Origin of the sequence: Halosimplex halophilum, from assembly GCF_004698125.1 — an archaeon.
Taxonomy (GTDB): Archaea; Halobacteriota; Halobacteria; order Halobacteriales; family Haloarculaceae; genus Halosimplex; species Halosimplex halophilum.
Genome location: NZ_ML214297.1, coordinates 607,135 through 623,709, shown reverse-complemented (window position 1 = coordinate 623,709; position 16,575 = coordinate 607,135). Strand labels below are relative to the sequence as shown.

Here is a 16,575-nt window from a genome sequence, read left to right as displayed (position 1 = left end):
GCGGTCACCCGCTCCCCTCTTCGCCGCGAGCGAGCAGGTCCGAGAAGTCCAGCGTCGCGGCGGGGAGCCAGCCGAGCACGGCGGGGAGGTAGACGCCGAAGGTGCGGTCGAGGAGGACCACGACCGGCGCGATCTCCGGCGCGACGCCGAGGGCGACGAGGACGGCCGTCGCCGAGGCCTCCGCGACGCCGACGCCCCCGGGCGTCAGCGGCAGCACGGTCACGCTGTAGGCCGTCACGAGCACGACCGGCAGGGCGAGGACGGGCGAGAACTCCCCGCCCAGTCCCGTGAGCAGCAGCCAGACGCGCAGCCCGGGACAGACCATCAGCGTCCCCGCCCACCCGAGCGCGTACGGGCCGACGACCGAGGGCCGCGCCGACAGCCGGCGGAACACGCCCGCCGAGTCGGCGGTGAAGGAGGGCAGCGCGGCCGCGACGCCGGCGAGCCGGTCGCCGATCCGGGGGATCCGGCCCAGCAGCCCGCCTAGCCGGCTCGCCAGGCGGCCGGCCGCGTTCATCCGCCGGCCCGCGAGCAGGACGAGCACGCCGGCGACGAGGTAGACGCCCGTCGACAGCAGGATGACGAGCAGCCACCCGCCGCCGAGCCGGGGGGCGAACAGGCCGAGCCCAGCGAGCGCGACCAGCCCGTAGAGGGCGGCGTAGAGGCCGGTGTTGAGCCCCGAGACGCTCACGGCCTCGGCCCAGTCGACCCCCGTGTAGTGGCGGACGACCAGCGGCGCCACCGAGTGGCCCGAGGCCTTCGACGGGACGACGTGGTTGACGAACTTGATCACCAGGTCGACGTTCGCGCTCGTCCGGAAGTCCGTCGGGCCGAGCCCGTTCAACAGCGCGTACCACATCCCGAACCGCGAGCCGAACTCGACCGCGGTGACCGCGAGCACGCCGGCGACCACGACCGCGTCCAGCGTCGCCAGTTCCGCCCCCGTCGCCGACCAGTCGACCCCGCGGGCGACGTACCAGAACGCCCCGATCGCGACCGCCCACTGCAGCGCCGAGAGCGCCCGCCCCCGCCAGGACCGGCCCGCCGAGTCGTCGCCGGACGGACTTTCGGTTCCCTCGTCGCTCACGGTCGACCACTCCCTGCGGACGGCGTCCGTTCGTTCGACTCGACGCTGTCGGCGAGGTCGCGGACGGTGACGAACTCGAACGGCTCGGCGAGGATCCGGCGGATGGCCCGTCGCATGTACGCGCCCGTCCGGACGTACACGCGCTTCGGGACCCCCTCGACCGCCGGGAGGTCGACCAGTTCCCACGGGTGGACGTACAGCACCGGCGCGATCCCGCGCCGGGCGAGCAGCCGCATCCCGGCGAGCGTGTAGGAGACGCCGAAGAAGCGGATCCAGGTCCCCGTCAGCGGCAGGCGCAGCCGCGGCATCACCGAGGTCGGGACCTCGACGAACTCGTCCGGCGCGGTCGGGTCCACGGCGCTCGCCGGGACGGGGCGCTCGGCGTCGAACTCCCCGCCGTACCAGCCGGGGATCGACCGACACGGGACGACGCTGGAGTCGTACTCGTAGCCCAGATCCGACAGCGTCCCGAAGTGGTCGGGGCCGAGGTCGAACGACGGCGCGCGGAACCCGGTGACCGGTTCGCCGGCGACCGCGGACAGCCGCTCCTTCGAGCGCGCCAGTTCCTCGCGGCGCTCTGCCCCGTCGAGTTCGGAGAGGTGCTGGTGGGTGTGCGTGTGAGAGGCGACCTCGTGGCCCTCGTCGGCGACGCGCTCGACGACCCGCGGGTGGTCGTCGGCGATGTCGCCGACGGTGAAGAACGTGCCCGCCGCGTCGGCGTCGGCGAGGGCGTCGAGCAGCGCCGTGACGCCGCCGAGCCCGACCGCCGGGCGGTCGGTGACCCCGCGGGCCCCGCGGTAGGCCGGCAGGTGCGTGAAGAACTCGAGGTCGACGGAGAGCGCGGCGCGTGGCTGTGACATCGGCGGGGAGACTCGTCGTGGGGTACACCCCCGGCCTACTTGGGCGATGCGCTTCGCCCGCGACCGCCAGGACCGGATCTCCGAGAAGGGTATCGGGAGCGTCCGCGGGGGACCGGCAGATACAAATCGGGCGGCGTTCGTGATCCGTGGTGAACCAATGTCGCCGCTGGTGTCCGCCGACGCCCCCCTGGCAGCCCTCCCGGGGTTGAGCAACGAGGCGCTGACCCTGCTGTTCGCCGGGGTAGCGGCCGTCGTCCTCCTGTGGGGGTTCGAGCGCTACCGCACGACCTTCTCGCGGGCGGAACTCGCCATCGCCCTCGGGGTCGCGCTCGGGCTGCTCACCGTCGCGTTCGCGCCGGGGCTGTACGGCGCGCTCGCCGGCGTCCTGAACCTCGAGAGCCGCTTCATCCTCATCCAGATCTTCGCCAACGTCACGTTCCTCGTGCTCATCTTCTACCTCGTCTCGCAGGTCAACACCAGCCAGCGGACGATCGGCGACCTCACGCGGAGCCTGGCCGTCCAGCAGGCCGACCCGGACGCGGACCTCGACGAGCGGACGCTGTACGTCGTCGTCCCGGCCTACAACGAGGCCGACACGATCGGGACCGTCCTCGCGGCGCTGCCCGACCGGATCCACGACCACCTCGTCCGTGCGGTCGTCGTCTCCGACGGCTCCGACGACGCCACCCGGCGGGCCGCCGAGGAGTACGACGCCATCGTCGTCGAACACCCGATCAACCAGGGCCAGGGCGGCGCTCTCCAGACCGGCTTCGACATCGCCAGCGACCACGGCGCCGACATCGTCGTCACGATGGACGCCGACGGCCAGCACCCCGTCGACCAGCTCGACGACCTCGTCGCCCCCATCGTCGACGACGAGGCCGACTACGTGCTCGGCTCCCGGTACCGCGGCGAGGACAACTCCGGCAACTCGATCACCCGCCGGGGCGGCATCCGCACGTTCACCTGGCTGATCAACCGCCTCGCCAAGACCGACATCACCGACTGCACCAACGGCTTCCGCGCCATCCGCGGCTCCCGGCTCGCCGAGCTCACGCTCACCGAGGAACGGTTCTCCGCGCCCGAGCTCATCATCGAGTCCCGCAAGAACGGCCTGCGCATCGTCGAGGTCCCGGTGACCATCCACGAGCGGGAGGCCGGCGAGACCAAGAAACCGAAGCTCGGCTACGCGGTCGGGCTCGCGCGGACGATCTTCGTCACCTGGATCCGGTGAACGAAAGCGCAGCGAGCGGTCGAGTCGACCCGAACGGCCGACGGCCTCGGCGGCCGTGCGACCCCGACAGGCGGGACGCCCCTACTTGTAGCCCAGGTCCTTCAGGAGGCCGTCGATCTCCAGCTGTTCGCCGTCGCGGACGCCCTCCTCGGGGATCCGCGACCGGAGGTCGGAGGCGGTGGGTTCGTCCTCGACGGGGTGGAGTTCGAGCGGGTCCGCGTCGAGGTCGTACAGCTCGGGCTCCCAGTCGCGGTCGACGTACTCGACGTACTTGTGGCCCTCCGCGCGGACGGCGCGCTGCCAGTTGGCCTCGCGGACGAGCGACTTCCCGCAGGCGCGGATGTAGGCGTCGCGGTCGCTCACCGACTCGGGGGGCAGCAGCGACTCGCCGTCGATCGGCCGGTCGTCGGTCGGTTCGACGCGGAGGAGGTCGAGCAGCGTCGGCAGCACGTCGACCTGCCGGACCTGCGCGTCGACGGTGGCGTCCTCGACTCCGGGCCCGGAGAGGACGAACGGGACGTTCGAGACGAAGTCGAAGACGTTCTCGCCGTGGCCGTCCTCCATGAAGTGGTCGGGGACCGGCGGGTCGCGGTCGAACCGGCGCTTGAGGCGGCGTTCGAGCGCGCGCGTGTCGAGTCCGAGCCCGTAGCGGAGCCCGGTCCGGAGGAACTTCGTCAGCTTGTGCAGGTAACTGTCGCGGTAGGCGATGGCCTCGCCGTGGTCGCCGTGGAGGGCGGTCACGGTGTTGGCCGGGATGTGGTCGTGGAACCGTCCGAGCGCGCGGTCGAGCGCCGAGAGGGTTCGCGCGTAGGGGTAGCGCCCGTACTCCGGGTCATCGTAGCCGTCGGGGACGCGGACGGGGTCGTGGATCTCCCAGAGGTGCAGGTAACAGAAGAACGGCTCCTCCAGGCCCGCGACCGTCTCGACGGCCTCGTCGAACCAGTCGCCGACGAGCTCCTCGTTGCGGTCGCGGTAGGCGTACTCGTCGAAGCCGCGGTCGAGGCCGGTGTCGGCGACGATGGGCCCCGTGACCATCGCGGTCGTGTCGTAGCCGGCGGCCGAGAGGTGCTCGGCGAGCGTCGGGACCGACTCGTCGAGGCGGGCCTCCTCCAGCGAGTAGACGCCGTTGTGCTCGGAGTAGGTGCCGGTCATGTAGCTGGCGACGCAGGGCGTCGTCGTCGTCGCCGTGGCGTACATCTCGCGGTAGTCGGTCCCGTCGGCGACGAGGCCGTCGATGAACGGCGTGTCGGCGTGGTCGGTCCCGACGAAGTCGCCGCGGAGGCAGTCGACGGTGACGAGGAGGAGGTTCTTCCGCGACATGGCTACCCCGCGTCCGAGTAGCCCAGGTCGCGCAGTTGCGCCTCCACGTCCTCCGAGACGTCGGTCCGTTCGACCGTCGCCTCGCCCTCGTCGTCGGTGATCGACACGTCGGCGTCGCGCGCGACGAGCTTGCGGTCGAAGTCCTGCCAGCAGACCGTCGCGCTGTCGTGCCACGGCGCGACCGTGAGCGTCTCGCCCGTCTCGGTCTTCGCGAGGTCGTTGCCCTGCCACGCGGCCGGCGCCTCGGCGCCGACCGCGCCGGCGAGCGTCGGCGCGATGTCGAGCAGGCTACACCGGTCGCCGACGGTGTCGACCCCGTCGAGGACGACCGGGACGCGGATGATCGGGTCGGCGACCCTGCGGCGGTAGCCCTGGTGGTAGTAGTACCCCTCCTCGCCGAACTCGTCGCCGTGGTCGGCCGCGAAGGCGAAGATCGGGTCCTCGCTGTCGATCCCCTCGACCACCCGCTCGACCCGGTCGTCGACGCGGCCGAGCGCGTCCCGGTAGGCGTCGAGGATGGTGCGACGTTCCGCGTCCGTGACCTCCGAGGAGCCGAACCAGTGGCGGCCGCCGCTGGCCTCGGCCTTCCGGTCGACCGACCCCGGGATCGCGTCGTCGCCGCGGCCGTAGGGGCGGTGGCTCTCCATCTGGTGGACCCAGAGGAACCGGGGGCCGTCGGCGTCGTTGAACCGCTCGACGGCCTCGTCGACGACCGCGTCGTCGGCCGGGAGGTCGGCCATGTTCGCCTCCATCGGGTAGACCCGGCGGTAGACCTGCCGGACGATGTCGAACGAGCCGAGGAACTCGCGGAGGCCGCTGCGGCGGTTCTTCGCGGCGTTGCCGCTGCCGCTCATGTAGTTGTCGTAGTGGTCGAACCCGGCGTCGAAGCCGAAGGCGGGGTCGGCCTGGGCGGTCGGGACCAGCCCGATGGTCTCGTAGCCCGCCTCGGAGAGCACCTCGGCCAGCGAGGGCCCGATGACCCTGGACTGGACCGAGGCGCGCAGCCGCGACGACTGGAGGGCGGCGAGGCTGGGCCGGGTGTAGTGGCCGGCGGTCACGCCCGTCAGCACGTCGTGGCCGTCGACGAAGGGCATCGCGTCGACGAAGTCGCGGCGGACCGAGTCCGCGGTCAGGAGGACGACATCTCTCATTCGAAGCTCGTGCCGTCATTTTCCGGGAACCTATACAATCCCTTCGGAACCCGGTCCCGCCCGCGGCGCGAGCGAGGCCACGACTGTTCGAACGCACAACCGCTCGACGCAGAGCCGCTCTCCCTCGTGGTCACCCGCCCGAACGGACCTCGCGACCGCCGGCGTCCGCCATCGTCCCGGTCCGCTCCTCGTGGGCCAGGATCACCACGTATCGCTCCTGGCCCTCGACCTCGGGGCGGAACACGGCCCGCATGAAGTCGTCCCGGAGCGTCTCGGTCCGCTCCCAGTGGCCGAACGTCGCGACCACGCGGTAGTCGTACTCGCCGGCGAGCAGGCCCCGGACGTAGGCCCGCCGCTCGGGGTAGCGGTGGTAGTCCGTGTCCGTCGGGTCGACGTAGGACAGCTCGTTCGCGGTGAGTTCGATGTAGGCCGGTTCGCGCTCGGGCCCGCTCGTCATCCACTCGGTGAACCGCGACTCGTTCAGGACGAGCGAGGAGCTGGACGTGGCCCGCTCCTCCCGGTAGTCGAAGTGGACCGTCTCCCGGCCGTGGGGCGTCCCCACGTCGGCGATGGAGTTCTCGTAGACCTCGACGCGGTCGTCGGCGTTCGTGTTCGTCGCGATCCACTCCGTCGCGCCGTCACGCGGCTCCGTCAGGTAGCCGGCGCCGGCGACGCCGGCGATCAGCGCGCTCGACACGAGAACGAGCGCGAGCGCCGCGCGGACGCCGGTCCGGACCTTCGGCCGGTCGACGTCCCACCAGCGGCTGGCGGCCGCGCCGAACAGGACGAGCAGCGGCGGGAACGTGGGGACGACGTGGCGCAGACGGACGAACTCCCACCGCGAGTAGACCAGCAGGAAGACCGCTACCGAGGTGACAAGCAGCCAGTAGAGCGGTTCGATCCGGGAACGGCGGGTGACGAGGTGACGGGCGGTCGCGCCCGCGCCGGCGAGGGCGGCGACGAACAGCGGGACGCCGAGCCCGCGGACGTACTGGCGGACCAGCCAGTAGGAGATCGGGGCGGTGAGCCCGCCGGACTTGCCGGTCTTCGAGGCGATCGACCCGGTCGCCCGCGCGAACAGCTCCAGTGGGCCGCCGAGCAGCACGCTCGGGATCGCGACGTAGATGGTCGCGGCGCCGACCGCGAGCCCGCCCAGCACGACCCGCGGCCGGGCCAGTTCGCCGACCGGGTCGTCGCTGCGGGCCGCGCGGACGAGCAGCGCCACGCCGAGGACCACCGCGGCGACGCCCCCGGAGAGCTTGAACGCGACGGCGAGCCCGCCGGCGAACGACCCGAGCAGGAAGTCGGCCGCGCGCCCCACGGCGACGTACCGGTTGGCCAGCAGGACCGTCGCGAGCAGCAGGAAGATCATCGGGATGTCCTCGCCGATCATGTGGGTCTGGGCGAGGAAGCCGACCGAGAGCGCGAGCGAGAGCGCCGCGACGCGGCCGGCGAAGCGGTCGCGGAGCTCGGTCCCGAGGCGGTAGGTGAGGTAGACGCAGCCGACGCCGAGCGCGACGCTGACGAGGCGGCCGAGCAGGACGGCGAGCGTCCAGAACCACGCCGGCGCGGCGTGCCACAGCTCCCAGCGCGACTGGATCGTCCCGAGCGTCGCGAACTCCCCGAGCCGCCCGGTGGCGACGACGACCAGGAACACCGGCGCCAGGGTGGCCGCGTAGAGGTAGAACGTCGCGCCGAGCGCCCGGCCGTCGGTGACGCCGGCCCGGATCGACTCGAAGCCCGGGTCCGCGACGAACCGGCCGGCGACCTTCATCGGCTGGATGAGCCGGGAGTACTCGTCGGGCGCGGCGAAGTTCGGCAGCCGGAACCAGACGCCGAACCCGCAGGTCACCGCGGCGAGCGCGAGCAGATAGGGGAGATACGGGTCCGCCCCGAGGTCGGCCCGGACCCGACCGAGCGGGCGGCCCAGACGCTCCCGTACCCGTGACATACGCCCCGGTTGTTCGGTCGGTGTCGAAAAGATTGCTATCTCCCGGGCGCCGCGAGTCCGGAGCCGCCACGGGCGTCGGGCGGTCCGGTGCGGGCGCGTATCAGAAAGGTTCTGAACCCCGCCGGTCACAGTGGGCCCATGAGCGATCGTCGTTCAAGCACGCGCCGGGTCGACGGGGTCGGCGGGTAACGATGCGGCTCGGCCGGACAACCCTCTTTCACTTCGCCTCCCACGTCGTCGTCTCGCTCGCCGGGTTCGCGGCGACGTTCGCGATCGCCCGGCTCGGCGGCGCGGACCTCATCGGCCTCTACGCGCCGGCCGTGGCCGTCGCCTTCTGGCTGAACATCCCCGCGACGGCAGTCGGCGACTCGCTCACGAAGCGGCTGAGCGAGGGGAGCGACCGGGGGGAGTACCTCGCGACGGGCCTCGTGATGCTGGCCGGGATCGCCGTCGTCCTCGGGGTCGCCGTCGTCCTCGGCACGCCGCTGGTCAACTGGCTCGTCGGCGCCGAGGTCGGCGACGTGGTCGCGCTGCTGGTCGTCGGCAACGTCGCGTTCATCGGCGTCAGAGCCGTCCTCAACGGCGAGAAGAAGGTGGCCAGGGCCGCGGGCACGAAGTCCCTGGAGCGGATCGTCCGCTCGGTCCTGCAGATCGCGGCGGTCGCGGCCGGCTACGGCGTCACCGCGCTCGTCGCCGGCCACGCCGCCGCCCTGTTCGTCGGGACGCTGGCCGCCGTCGTCTTCGTCGACCTCTCGCCGGGGCGGCCGACCCGGCGGGCGGCGCGGAGCCTCTTCGACTTCGCCCGCTACACGTGGCTCAGCACGCTGAAGACCCGCGCGTTCAGCTGGATGGACACGGTCGTCCTCGCCGCGTTCGCGGTCGGGTCGACGCTGATCGGCGTCTACGAGGTGGCCTGGAGCCTCGCGTCGGTGTTCGCGCTCGTCGCCGTCTCGGTCAAGAGCACGCTCTTCCCGGAGATGAGCGAGCTCGGCGTCGACGACGAGCACGACCGCATCCACCACTACCTCAACGAGGGGCTGGTGTTCACCGGCGTCTTCGTCATCCCCGGGCTGTTCGGCGCGTGGGCGCTCGGCGAGCGCGTCCTGCGCATCTACCGGCCCGAGTTCACCCAGGGCGCGCCGATCCTGGTATTGCTCGTCCTCGCGCGGATGCTCGCGGCCTACGGCGAGCAGTTCCTCAACGTCGTCAACGCGATCGACCGCCCCGACGTGGCCTTCCGCGTCAACCTCGCGTTCGCCGGCTCGAACCTCCTGTTGAACGTCGCGCTCATCTACCTCTACGGCTGGGTCGGCGCCGCCGTCGCGACCGTTCTCTCGGCCGGCGTCGGCCTCGTGTACTCCTACGTCGCGCTGTCCCGGCTCGTCGGGCGACCGGACGTGCCGGTCCTCGAGATCGCCCGCCAGGCCGTCGCGGCCCTCGTGATGGTCGCGGCCGTCGTTTCGGTCCGCCCGGCCGTCCCGACCGGGAACTACCTGACGATCGGGCTGGTGCTGGCCGGCGCGGCGGTCTACACCGCGGTCCTGATCGCCGTCTCCGGCCGGATCCGGGCGAAGGTCCGGGGGCTCGCTGGCGTGTAGCGGGCGTCCAGAGCGAGGCGGAGCGGGTCGATGTTCGTCGGAAAGACGGGGTCAGACTTCCATGTAGCCGAGCGCCGCCAGCTGTTCCTCGTCGGCGGCGTCGTCGGGGTCGCGGGTGCCCAGCGACTCCGTCCGGAACAGCGGGTCGGGGATCTCGGCCTCGAACTCGTCGACGACGCCCGGACGGTCGTCCGCGAGGTCGGCCCGCTCGTCGGGGTCGGCCTCCAGGTCGAACAGGTGCCGGCGGTCGCCGTCGCGGATGTACTTCCAGCCGTCCCAGCGGCCGCCGACCACGGCCCTGTCGTCGATGGCCGCCGACCCCGTCGTGATCACCTTCCTGTCGCCCCCCTCGAAGAGGTTGGTCCCGAGGAACGGCAGGTCGTCCGTGTCGAGGCCGTGCTCCCGGCAGATCGTCGGGGCCAGATCGAGCAGCTCGCGGTCCGCCGCTATCGTCTCCCCGCCCGGTCGGGACGCGAGCTTGGTGAACAGCGGGACGTTGATCAGCTCGTCGTACGGGAGGTTCCGGTGGAAGTACATCCCGTGGTCGTAGAACTCCTCGCCGTGGTCGGAGGTGAAGTAGATGTCCGTCTCCGCCCAAAGGCCGGCCGACTGCATGAAGTCGAACAGCCGGTCGAGGTGCTCGGAGCAGTACCGGAGATCGGAGTCGTAGAGGTCCTCGATGAGGCGGTTCTGGCCCATCGTCACGTCGTCGGGCGCGGTGCCGGCCGTCTCCATGAGCTCCATGATCGTCTCGTCGTCGGGCTGCTCGTCGAGGTACTCCGGGTCGGGGTCGTGGACGCCGTAGGGGCGGTGGCCCTCCATGTAGTGGACCCACAGGAAGAAGTCGTCGGGGGCCTCCCGGAGCCAGTCGATCACCTCGTCGGTCATCCGCTCGGCGCTGGTGTAGCCCTTGAACTCGTGGGTCGAGAACAGGCGGTCGTGGACGGACTCGGCGGCCTCGTAGAGCGGCCGCGAGACGCTGACCACCGGCTCGACGGCCCGCTTCGCGGCGTCGAGGACGGGCGAGTGGTTGGCCTGCTCGTAGAACTCGTCGCGGCCGAGGTCGGCGTACTCGTCGAACACGAGCGCGCCCTCGTTGTCCTTGAACCCCGTCAGCGTCCCGAGGCAGGCGGTGTGGGCGCCCGCGTCGCTGAGGGCTTCGGCGATCGTGGGCGACTCGCCGATGAGCTCGTGACCGCGGTACTGCGACGTGTGAAAGGAGGGGATCGACATCCGCGTGTACGGCGCGTTCGAGAAGGCGTTGGGGAAGGTCGTGCCGTCGGCCGCCAGCCGGTCCAGCGCGGGCATCGTGTCGCGGTGGTAGCCGAACTGTCCGAGATGGGACTGCCTGACGGCGTCGACCGTGATCAACAGGGAGGGCATACCAGATGTCAGCGATATCCTAACTTAATGGATGCGGATCGTTCCGGCCGACGGGTCCCGGTCCCGCGGTTCCGGACCGGTGGGGCCGGAGTCCGGCCGGGGGCCCGAACCGCCGGCTCGGGTCCGCGGCGTCGACTCAGAGGTAGCCGAGCCGCTTCAGCCGGTCCTCGGGGATGTCGTCGCCCCAGTCTTTCTCCTGGGCGTCGCCGAACCGGCTCTTGAACTCGGCGAGCGGGACCTCGAACAGCTCCTCGACGCTCTCGTCGAAGGGCTCGTCGACCTCCTCCTGGCGGCAGGGGCGGTCGCGGTCGACGCGGTAGACCGACCGCTCGCCGAACGAGTCCCAGACGTACTTGCGGTCGCCGTCGTAGACCGCGCGGATCATCCGGTCCCAGTAGTCGTAGTTCTCGACGTGGTCGGGCGGCGCGCCGCCGACGACCTCGGCGGGGACCCGGTCCCTGTAGGTCGTCGGCAGTTCGTCGTCGGCGAGCCCCGCCAGGAGGGTCCGCAGGTCGAGGTGCGAGAAGTAGGTGTCGTCGGGCTCGCGGACGGACTCGGGGGCGTTGAACACGAGCAGCGGCACGTGCAGCAGCGACTCGGTGACGTTGCCGATGTGGCCCAGCATGCCGTCGTCGTCGGGATAGCAGAGGTTCTCGCCGTGGTCGGCGGTCACGACGACCGTCGTCTCTTCCTCGGTCTCCCGCCGGAGCCGCTCGACGAACGGGACGAGCTTGCGGTCGACGTAGTCGATCGACGCGGCGTAGGTGTCGCGGTAGTGCTGGACGTGGTCGTCGTAGCCGTCGGGGTCCTCCAGGAGGCGGTTGTTGAACGGCACCGTCCGGTGCTTGTCGGACCACCAGTCGTTCGGCACGTCCTCGGCCCGGTAGAAGACGTTGTTCGCGTGGGGGTTGTGCGTCTCCATCAGGTTGATGAAGCCGAAGAAGGGTTCGCGACCGGCCGTCGCGAGGTCGGCCGCGTGGGAGAGCTGCGTCCGGGTGCCGTAGTCCCACAGCCGCGGGACGGGCACGCCCTCCAGGTAGTCGTTGGTCTTGAGCATCAGCCCGTTGGCGATGCTCCTGACGGTCTCGTCGTGGCCCAGCGCCTGCCTGAGGAACTCGTAGTAGCGGCGGACCCCATCGGCGTCGACGTCGTGGAGGAACGAGTCGATCTCCTCGCCCTCGGCGAAGACGGCGTGGCGCGAGACGCTGGTGAACTCGTCGAAGTACTCGTCGAACCCGTACGGCCGGGCGACGAAGAGGTTGCTGCTGACGGCGAAGCGGTAGTGGTCGCGGAACGCGTCGAACAGCGTGTCCTCGATGGGGATGTCGTCGTAGCTGGGGTCGTGGCTGTGCAGCCCCGAGACGTGCGGGAGCTCGCCGGTGAAGATGGCGCCGTGGCTGGAGGGGCTCCAGTTGCTCGCCGCGCGGCAGTGTTCGAAGGACACGTCCGCCGCGTCGGCCAGCCGGGGGGCGTGCTCGTCGAAGTAGTCTTTCCGGACGGAGTCGAGGACCACGAGGACGACGTTCCGCGCCATGTCCGCCCTGAGTTCGGCGGTGCAGTAATGTCTAACGGGTCGCTCGCGGTCGACCGGCGAGCGCGGGGGAGGGGAGCTACAGCCGGAGACCGACGAGAGCGCCGCGGCGGGAAACCGACGAGAGCGGGCCACGGTGGGGAAAACGACAAGATACTTGAGCGACGGCGGACTCCGGGACGGTAGATGACGCTGGTCGTGCTCGGCGTGGACGCGCTCGACCCGGACCTGGTCGACGCCGACGCCCACCCGAACCTCACCCTGGCGGCCCACGGCGCGATCGGGACGATCGACAGCCACGCGGGCGAGCCGAGCACGCACGAACTCTGGCCGACGATCATCACGGGGTTGCCCCCGTCGGAGCACGGGCTCGAACTCGGCGACGACGGCGTGGCGTGGGGCAACCCGGTGCTGGAGTTCGGCAGCGCGGTCGCCGACTACCTGCTGCCCGACTCGCTGCAGACCCGCCTCGGCGCCTGGCTGCTGACCAACACCGACACCGACGCCTTCCGGACGCCGGCCACCTACTACGCCGACAACGGCCTCACCACCGTCTTCGACGGGCGCGAGGCGGAGCCGATCGGCGTCCCGAACTACGTGGTCGACCCGGACAGCGAGGACCGCGAACACGCCCTCCGGCGGAGCCTGGGGGACCTGTTCGAGCGCGACCCCGAGGCGACCGGCGGCCACACCTCCTCGGACCCCGAGACGTTCTACGAGCAGTGCATGGAGATGGCGATGATACGGGTCGCCCGGGCGCGGCGGGCCTACCGCGGCGGCCGCCACGAGCTCGTCTTCGCCTACACCAGCGGCCTCGACCTGATCGGCCACGTGACCTACGACCGCCCCGAACTGCAGCGGGCCGCCTACGACGAACTCGACGAGTTCGTCGGCGAGCTCCGCGCGGACCTCGGGGACGACGACGAACTCCTGCTGGTCAGCGACCACGGCCTGCAGGACGGCGTCCACACCCACGAGGCGATGGTCGCCGCGACCGACGGGTCGCTCGTCGAGTCGATCGAGAGCGTCACGGACGTGCGGGCGGCCATCGACGCGGAACTCGACGGGACCGACCACTCGGGGACGCCGACCCACCGGCCGGCGGCCGGCGAGGGCGGCGGCGTCGGCGGGGACCGCGTGAAAGAGCAGCTGGAAGACCTCGGGTACATGTGACATGACGAACATCGCACTGGTGGTGATGGACACGCTGCGGAAGGACTCGTTCGACGAGCACTTCGACTGGCTGCCGGGCGCGCGATACGAGAACGCGTGGTCGCCCGGCGGGTGGACCGTCCCGGTCCACGCGACGCTGTTCGGCGGGCTGTACTCGAGCGAGCTCGGCGTCTACGCCAAGACCACGGCGCTCGACTGCGAGAAGCCCGTCCTCGCGGAGCACCTCTCGCGGGCCGGCTACACGACCCGCGGGTTCAGCGCCAACGCCAACATCGCGGACGCCTTCCAGTTCACCCGCGGCTTCGACGAGTTCCACCACAGCTGGCGGGGCCGCCGGCGCGACCCCGACATCGTCGACTGGGCGGAGTTCATCTCCGAGACGCGCGGCGAGGGACCGACGCGGTTCCTCAGGGCGGTCCGGCGCTGTTTCGCCGACGACGTCGACACCGTCGAGTCGCTGAAGTTCGGCGTCAGGATGAAGGCCCGCGACCTGGGCATCGCCTCCATCGCCGGCGAGGACGACGGCGCCAGCGAGGTCCTCGACCTCGTCGAGTCGACCGACTTCGGCGACGACGAGTTCCTCTTCGTGAACCTGATGGAGGCCCACGGGCCGTACAACGCCCCGGAGGAGTACCGGACCGTCGACGTCTCGGCCAACCCCAGTTTCGAGGAGACGGTCGGCGACGGCCCCGAGGCAGACCCGGCGGACGTGCGCCAGGCCTACGAGGACTGCGTCCGGTATCTCTCGGACGTCTACCGGGACATCTTCGCGGAGCTCCGCGAGGAGTTCGACGTGGTCGTGACGCTGTCGGACCACGGGGAGATGTTCGGCGAGGACGACGTCTGGGGGCACAACCACGGCCTCTACCCCGAGCTGACCCACGTGCCGCTGACCGTCTGGGATGGCGGGGACGCCGTCGAGACCCGCGAGGAGACGGTGGGGCTGCTCGACGTCTACCGGACGGTGCTGTCGGCGGCCGGCGTGGCGGACGACGAGGCGCGCGGCCGCGACCTGCGCGCCGACCGCGGGTCGCGCTCGTATCTCACCGAGCGCCACGGCCTCCGCTCCGAGCGGATCTCCCACCTCCGGAACCAGGGCTACGACGAGGCGACCGTCGAGCGCTACGACGCGCCGCTCAACGGCGCGGTCGTCGAGGACGGATCCTACGGCTGCGAGACGCTCGACGGCTTCCGGACGTGGGGCGACACGGACGAGGCGACGGTCCGGGCGGCCATCGACGAGGTCGTCGACACGCTCGCCGTCAGGGACGTGGCGCTCGGCGAGGGCCAGGACCTCCCGAGCGACGTGGAGGAGCGGCTGTCGGAACTCGGCTACGTCTAGACGGATTCTGGCGGTGCCGGTGAGCGCCTGCTACGGCGACAGCGGTCGCCGACCGCGCGCTACAGCGGCGGCCGGCCCTGGAGCTTGCGGACGAACTGCCGCGCGTCGGTCACCTTCGCCTGCAGTTCGAGGGGAAGCCGCGTCAGCAGTCGCTTCGCGAGCAGTTCGGCGACGCGGCCGTCCGAGGGGAGCCGGTCCTGGGTCTCCAGCCACTCGAGCTGGCCGTAGACGATCTGGCGGTAGCCCCACTTGTCGAGGAAGTACTCGCGGGCGTCCATCAACCGTTCGCGCTTGTTCCGGTTGGCGGTGTAGGAGCTGCCGCCGCCGGGGTAGTGGGGGAACTGCACCGCCGGACAGCAGCCGAACCGCCAGTCGGTCCGGCGCTTGTGGCCGACGTAGAAGTCGAGGTGGGGTTTGCCCTGCTGGAGCTGGGGGTCCCAGGCGTAGTCCTCGACGCACTCGCGGCGGAAGGCGGCGACGTTCTGGAGGAAGTCGAACTCGACGAGCGGCTGGCCGGCGACGAGCTCCGCGTCCTTGCCGCGGATGTCCCGGACGAGGAGGTCCCCCCGCTCGTAGAGGTCGTGGCAGGTCCCGCGGAGCCCGCCGTGCTCGAAGAGGAGCCCGCAGACGCCGCCGAACTCGGGCCGGGCCTCCAGCTGGTCGACGAGCGTCGCCACGTTCCCCGGGATCGTGTGGTCGCTGTCGGCGATGACCAGGTAGTCCTCGTCGAGCCGGTCGACGATGCTCCGCCGGCAGTTCCCCAGCCCGGAGTCGTACTCCACGTCGATGGGGACCAGCTCGAACCCGAACTCCGAGTCGTAGAGGTCGCGCCGCTCCTCGGTGTGGCCGTTGTCGGCGACGTAGACGGTGTCGACGGGGACGTTCTCGGCCGATTCGAGGAGGTTCCGGAGCTTCTCGGTCCGCTCGTAGACGGGGACACCGAGGGCGACTGACGCGCCTGCGATCATTGCGGACTCACCGTTCTCGCCAACCCGTTCCGCGGGCCCGCCAATGAAGATTCCCTTTCGTCGCGGCCGCGTCGCCGCCCGGACCCGTCACCCCTCGCGGTCGGCGACGCTCTCGTGGTCCCAGATGAGGTCGAAGTACCGCTTCAGGCCGGCGACGAACGCGCCGTTGTCGGTGATCGCGGCCTGGCGCATGTGGTTGGGCACGTCCTCCTCCTCGACGAGGAGGATGGCCGAGCCGGTCTCGTAGTCGGGGCTCGGGTCGGCGACGTGGCCGCGGAAGGGGAGCTTGCCCGTCGAGAAGCGGATCTCGACGGCGGGGTAGTCCTCGCGGATCCGCTCGACGATCTCCCGCTGGATGGCGGGCTCGTCGCGCGGGTCCGTCGAGAGGAAGTCGGGGACGAGCATCAGGACCGAGACCTCGACGCCCCGCTCCAGGGCGTCGGCGAGGGCGGGCTCGACCGAGTCGAAGTACTCGAAGCTCTTGGTGACGACGTCGACCTCCTCGTCGGCCTCGTGGTAGAGCCGTCGGGTCTCGCGCTCGCTGGGTTCGCCCACGTCGACGACGTGGAACAGCTCCTCGGTCGGGGTCACGTCCTCGCTCGCCCGCTCGTAGCGGGGCCGGAACGCCGCGAGGAACTCCTCGCGCAGGTCGTCGATGGCGGCGGAGAATTCCTCGTAGTCCTGGCGGCGGTTCTCGACGGCGCGGTCGAGGATCGCCTCCGGCGGCTTGGGCTGGTACTCTTTGGGCCGGCCGGGGATCACCTCGACGAACCCCCGGTCCGACAGCGAGTCGAGGACGCCGTAGATGCGGGCCTTGGGGATGTCCGTCGCCTCGGCGAGGTTCGGCGCCGTCGTCTTCCCGAGCGAGAGCAGCTCCCGCAGCGCCGTCTCCTCGTACTCGGTCAGCCCCAGCCGGTCGAAGACCGCGCTCCCGTCGCCGCTCATGGTACCGGCCGGTTCGCCGCCCGGGCTTAAAA

13 protein-coding genes are annotated in these 16,575 nt (G+C 71.1%); 4 read left to right on the top strand and 9 right to left on the bottom strand.

Features of this window, described 5'->3' with window-relative positions; genetic code table 11:
* Window positions 1-4: 4 nt before the first annotated feature.
* Both E3328_RS03190 and E3328_RS03185 read right to left on the bottom strand, forming a co-directional pair.
* A complete protein-coding gene (locus E3328_RS03190) occupies window positions 5-1,087 on the bottom strand; it encodes a lysylphosphatidylglycerol synthase transmembrane domain-containing protein (protein ID WP_135363176.1) in 1,083 nt (360 codons plus the stop codon).
* Window positions 1,084-1,947, bottom strand: coding sequence for a polysaccharide deacetylase family protein (locus E3328_RS03185; RefSeq protein ID WP_135363175.1), 864 nt, complete (start codon window positions 1,945-1,947; stop codon window positions 1,084-1,086). The genes E3328_RS03190 and E3328_RS03185 overlap by 4 nt, the downstream gene beginning before the upstream one ends.
* 157 nt (window positions 1,948-2,104) lie before the next feature.
* On the opposite strand from E3328_RS03185, the gene E3328_RS03180 reads away from it, so the two are divergent.
* Window positions 2,105-3,181 carry a DUF2304 family protein gene (locus tag E3328_RS03180; RefSeq protein ID WP_135363174.1) on the top strand — a complete coding sequence of 359 codons (1,077 nt, stop codon included), beginning with the start codon at window positions 2,105-2,107 and terminating at the stop codon, window positions 3,179-3,181.
* An 81-nt stretch (window positions 3,182-3,262) separates the two neighbouring features.
* Here the strand turns inward: E3328_RS03180 and E3328_RS03175 are convergent, their stop codons facing one another.
* The 3 genes from E3328_RS03175 to E3328_RS03165 form a co-directional block, all read right to left on the bottom strand.
* Window positions 3,263-4,501 (bottom strand): sulfatase family protein, encoded by a 1,239-nt coding sequence (locus tag E3328_RS03175; RefSeq protein ID WP_135363173.1) that lies wholly within the window; start codon window positions 4,499-4,501, stop codon window positions 3,263-3,265.
* Between the two features lie 2 nt (window positions 4,502-4,503).
* The gene (locus E3328_RS03170) at window positions 4,504-5,652 is read right to left on the bottom strand and encodes a sulfatase-like hydrolase/transferase (RefSeq protein ID WP_135363172.1); all 1,149 of its coding nucleotides are present in this window, start codon (window positions 5,650-5,652) and stop codon (window positions 4,504-4,506) included.
* A gap of 130 nt (window positions 5,653-5,782) precedes the next feature.
* On the bottom strand, window positions 5,783-7,603 hold the full coding sequence (locus tag E3328_RS03165) for an ArnT family glycosyltransferase (protein WP_135363171.1): 1,821 nt from the start codon (window positions 7,601-7,603) through the stop codon (window positions 5,783-5,785).
* A 191-nt stretch (window positions 7,604-7,794) separates the two neighbouring features.
* Here E3328_RS03165 and E3328_RS03160 point away from each other — a divergent pair, with 191 nt between their 5' ends.
* Window positions 7,795-9,201, top strand: a complete 1,407-nt coding sequence (locus E3328_RS03160) for a lipid II flippase MurJ (protein WP_135363170.1) — start codon at window positions 7,795-7,797, stop codon at window positions 9,199-9,201.
* Between the two features lie 51 nt (window positions 9,202-9,252).
* Here E3328_RS03160 and E3328_RS03155 read toward each other — a convergent pair whose 3' ends face one another.
* Together E3328_RS03155 and E3328_RS03150 are read right to left on the bottom strand one after the other, a co-directional pair.
* A complete protein-coding gene (locus E3328_RS03155; protein ID WP_135363169.1) occupies window positions 9,253-10,584 on the bottom strand; it encodes a sulfatase family protein in 1,332 nt (443 codons plus the stop codon).
* Window positions 10,585-10,720: 136 nt separating this feature from the next.
* Entirely contained in the window at window positions 10,721-12,118 is a 1,398-nt protein-coding gene (locus E3328_RS03150) for a sulfatase-like hydrolase/transferase (protein ID WP_135363168.1), read from the bottom strand.
* 183 nt (window positions 12,119-12,301) lie between these two features.
* Here E3328_RS03150 and E3328_RS03145 point away from each other — a divergent pair, with 183 nt between their 5' ends.
* Both E3328_RS03145 and E3328_RS03140 read left to right on the top strand, forming a co-directional pair.
* Window positions 12,302-13,288 carry an alkaline phosphatase family protein gene (locus E3328_RS03145; protein WP_135363167.1) on the top strand — a complete coding sequence of 329 codons (987 nt, stop codon included), beginning with the start codon at window positions 12,302-12,304 and terminating at the stop codon, window positions 13,286-13,288.
* Window position 13,289: 1 nt separating this feature from the next.
* Window positions 13,290-14,630, top strand: a complete 1,341-nt coding sequence (locus E3328_RS03140; protein ID WP_135363166.1) for a sulfatase-like hydrolase/transferase — start codon at window positions 13,290-13,292, stop codon at window positions 14,628-14,630.
* Between the two features lie 59 nt (window positions 14,631-14,689).
* On the opposite strand, the gene E3328_RS03135 is transcribed toward E3328_RS03140, so the two are convergent.
* Together E3328_RS03135 and E3328_RS03130 are read right to left on the bottom strand one after the other, a co-directional pair.
* A complete protein-coding gene (locus E3328_RS03135) occupies window positions 14,690-15,598 on the bottom strand; it encodes a glycosyltransferase family A protein (protein ID WP_135363165.1) in 909 nt (302 codons plus the stop codon).
* An 87-nt stretch (window positions 15,599-15,685) separates the two neighbouring features.
* A complete protein-coding gene (locus E3328_RS03130; protein WP_135363164.1) occupies window positions 15,686-16,543 on the bottom strand; it encodes a TrmB family transcriptional regulator in 858 nt (285 codons plus the stop codon).
* Window positions 16,544-16,575: the final 32 nt, after the last annotated feature.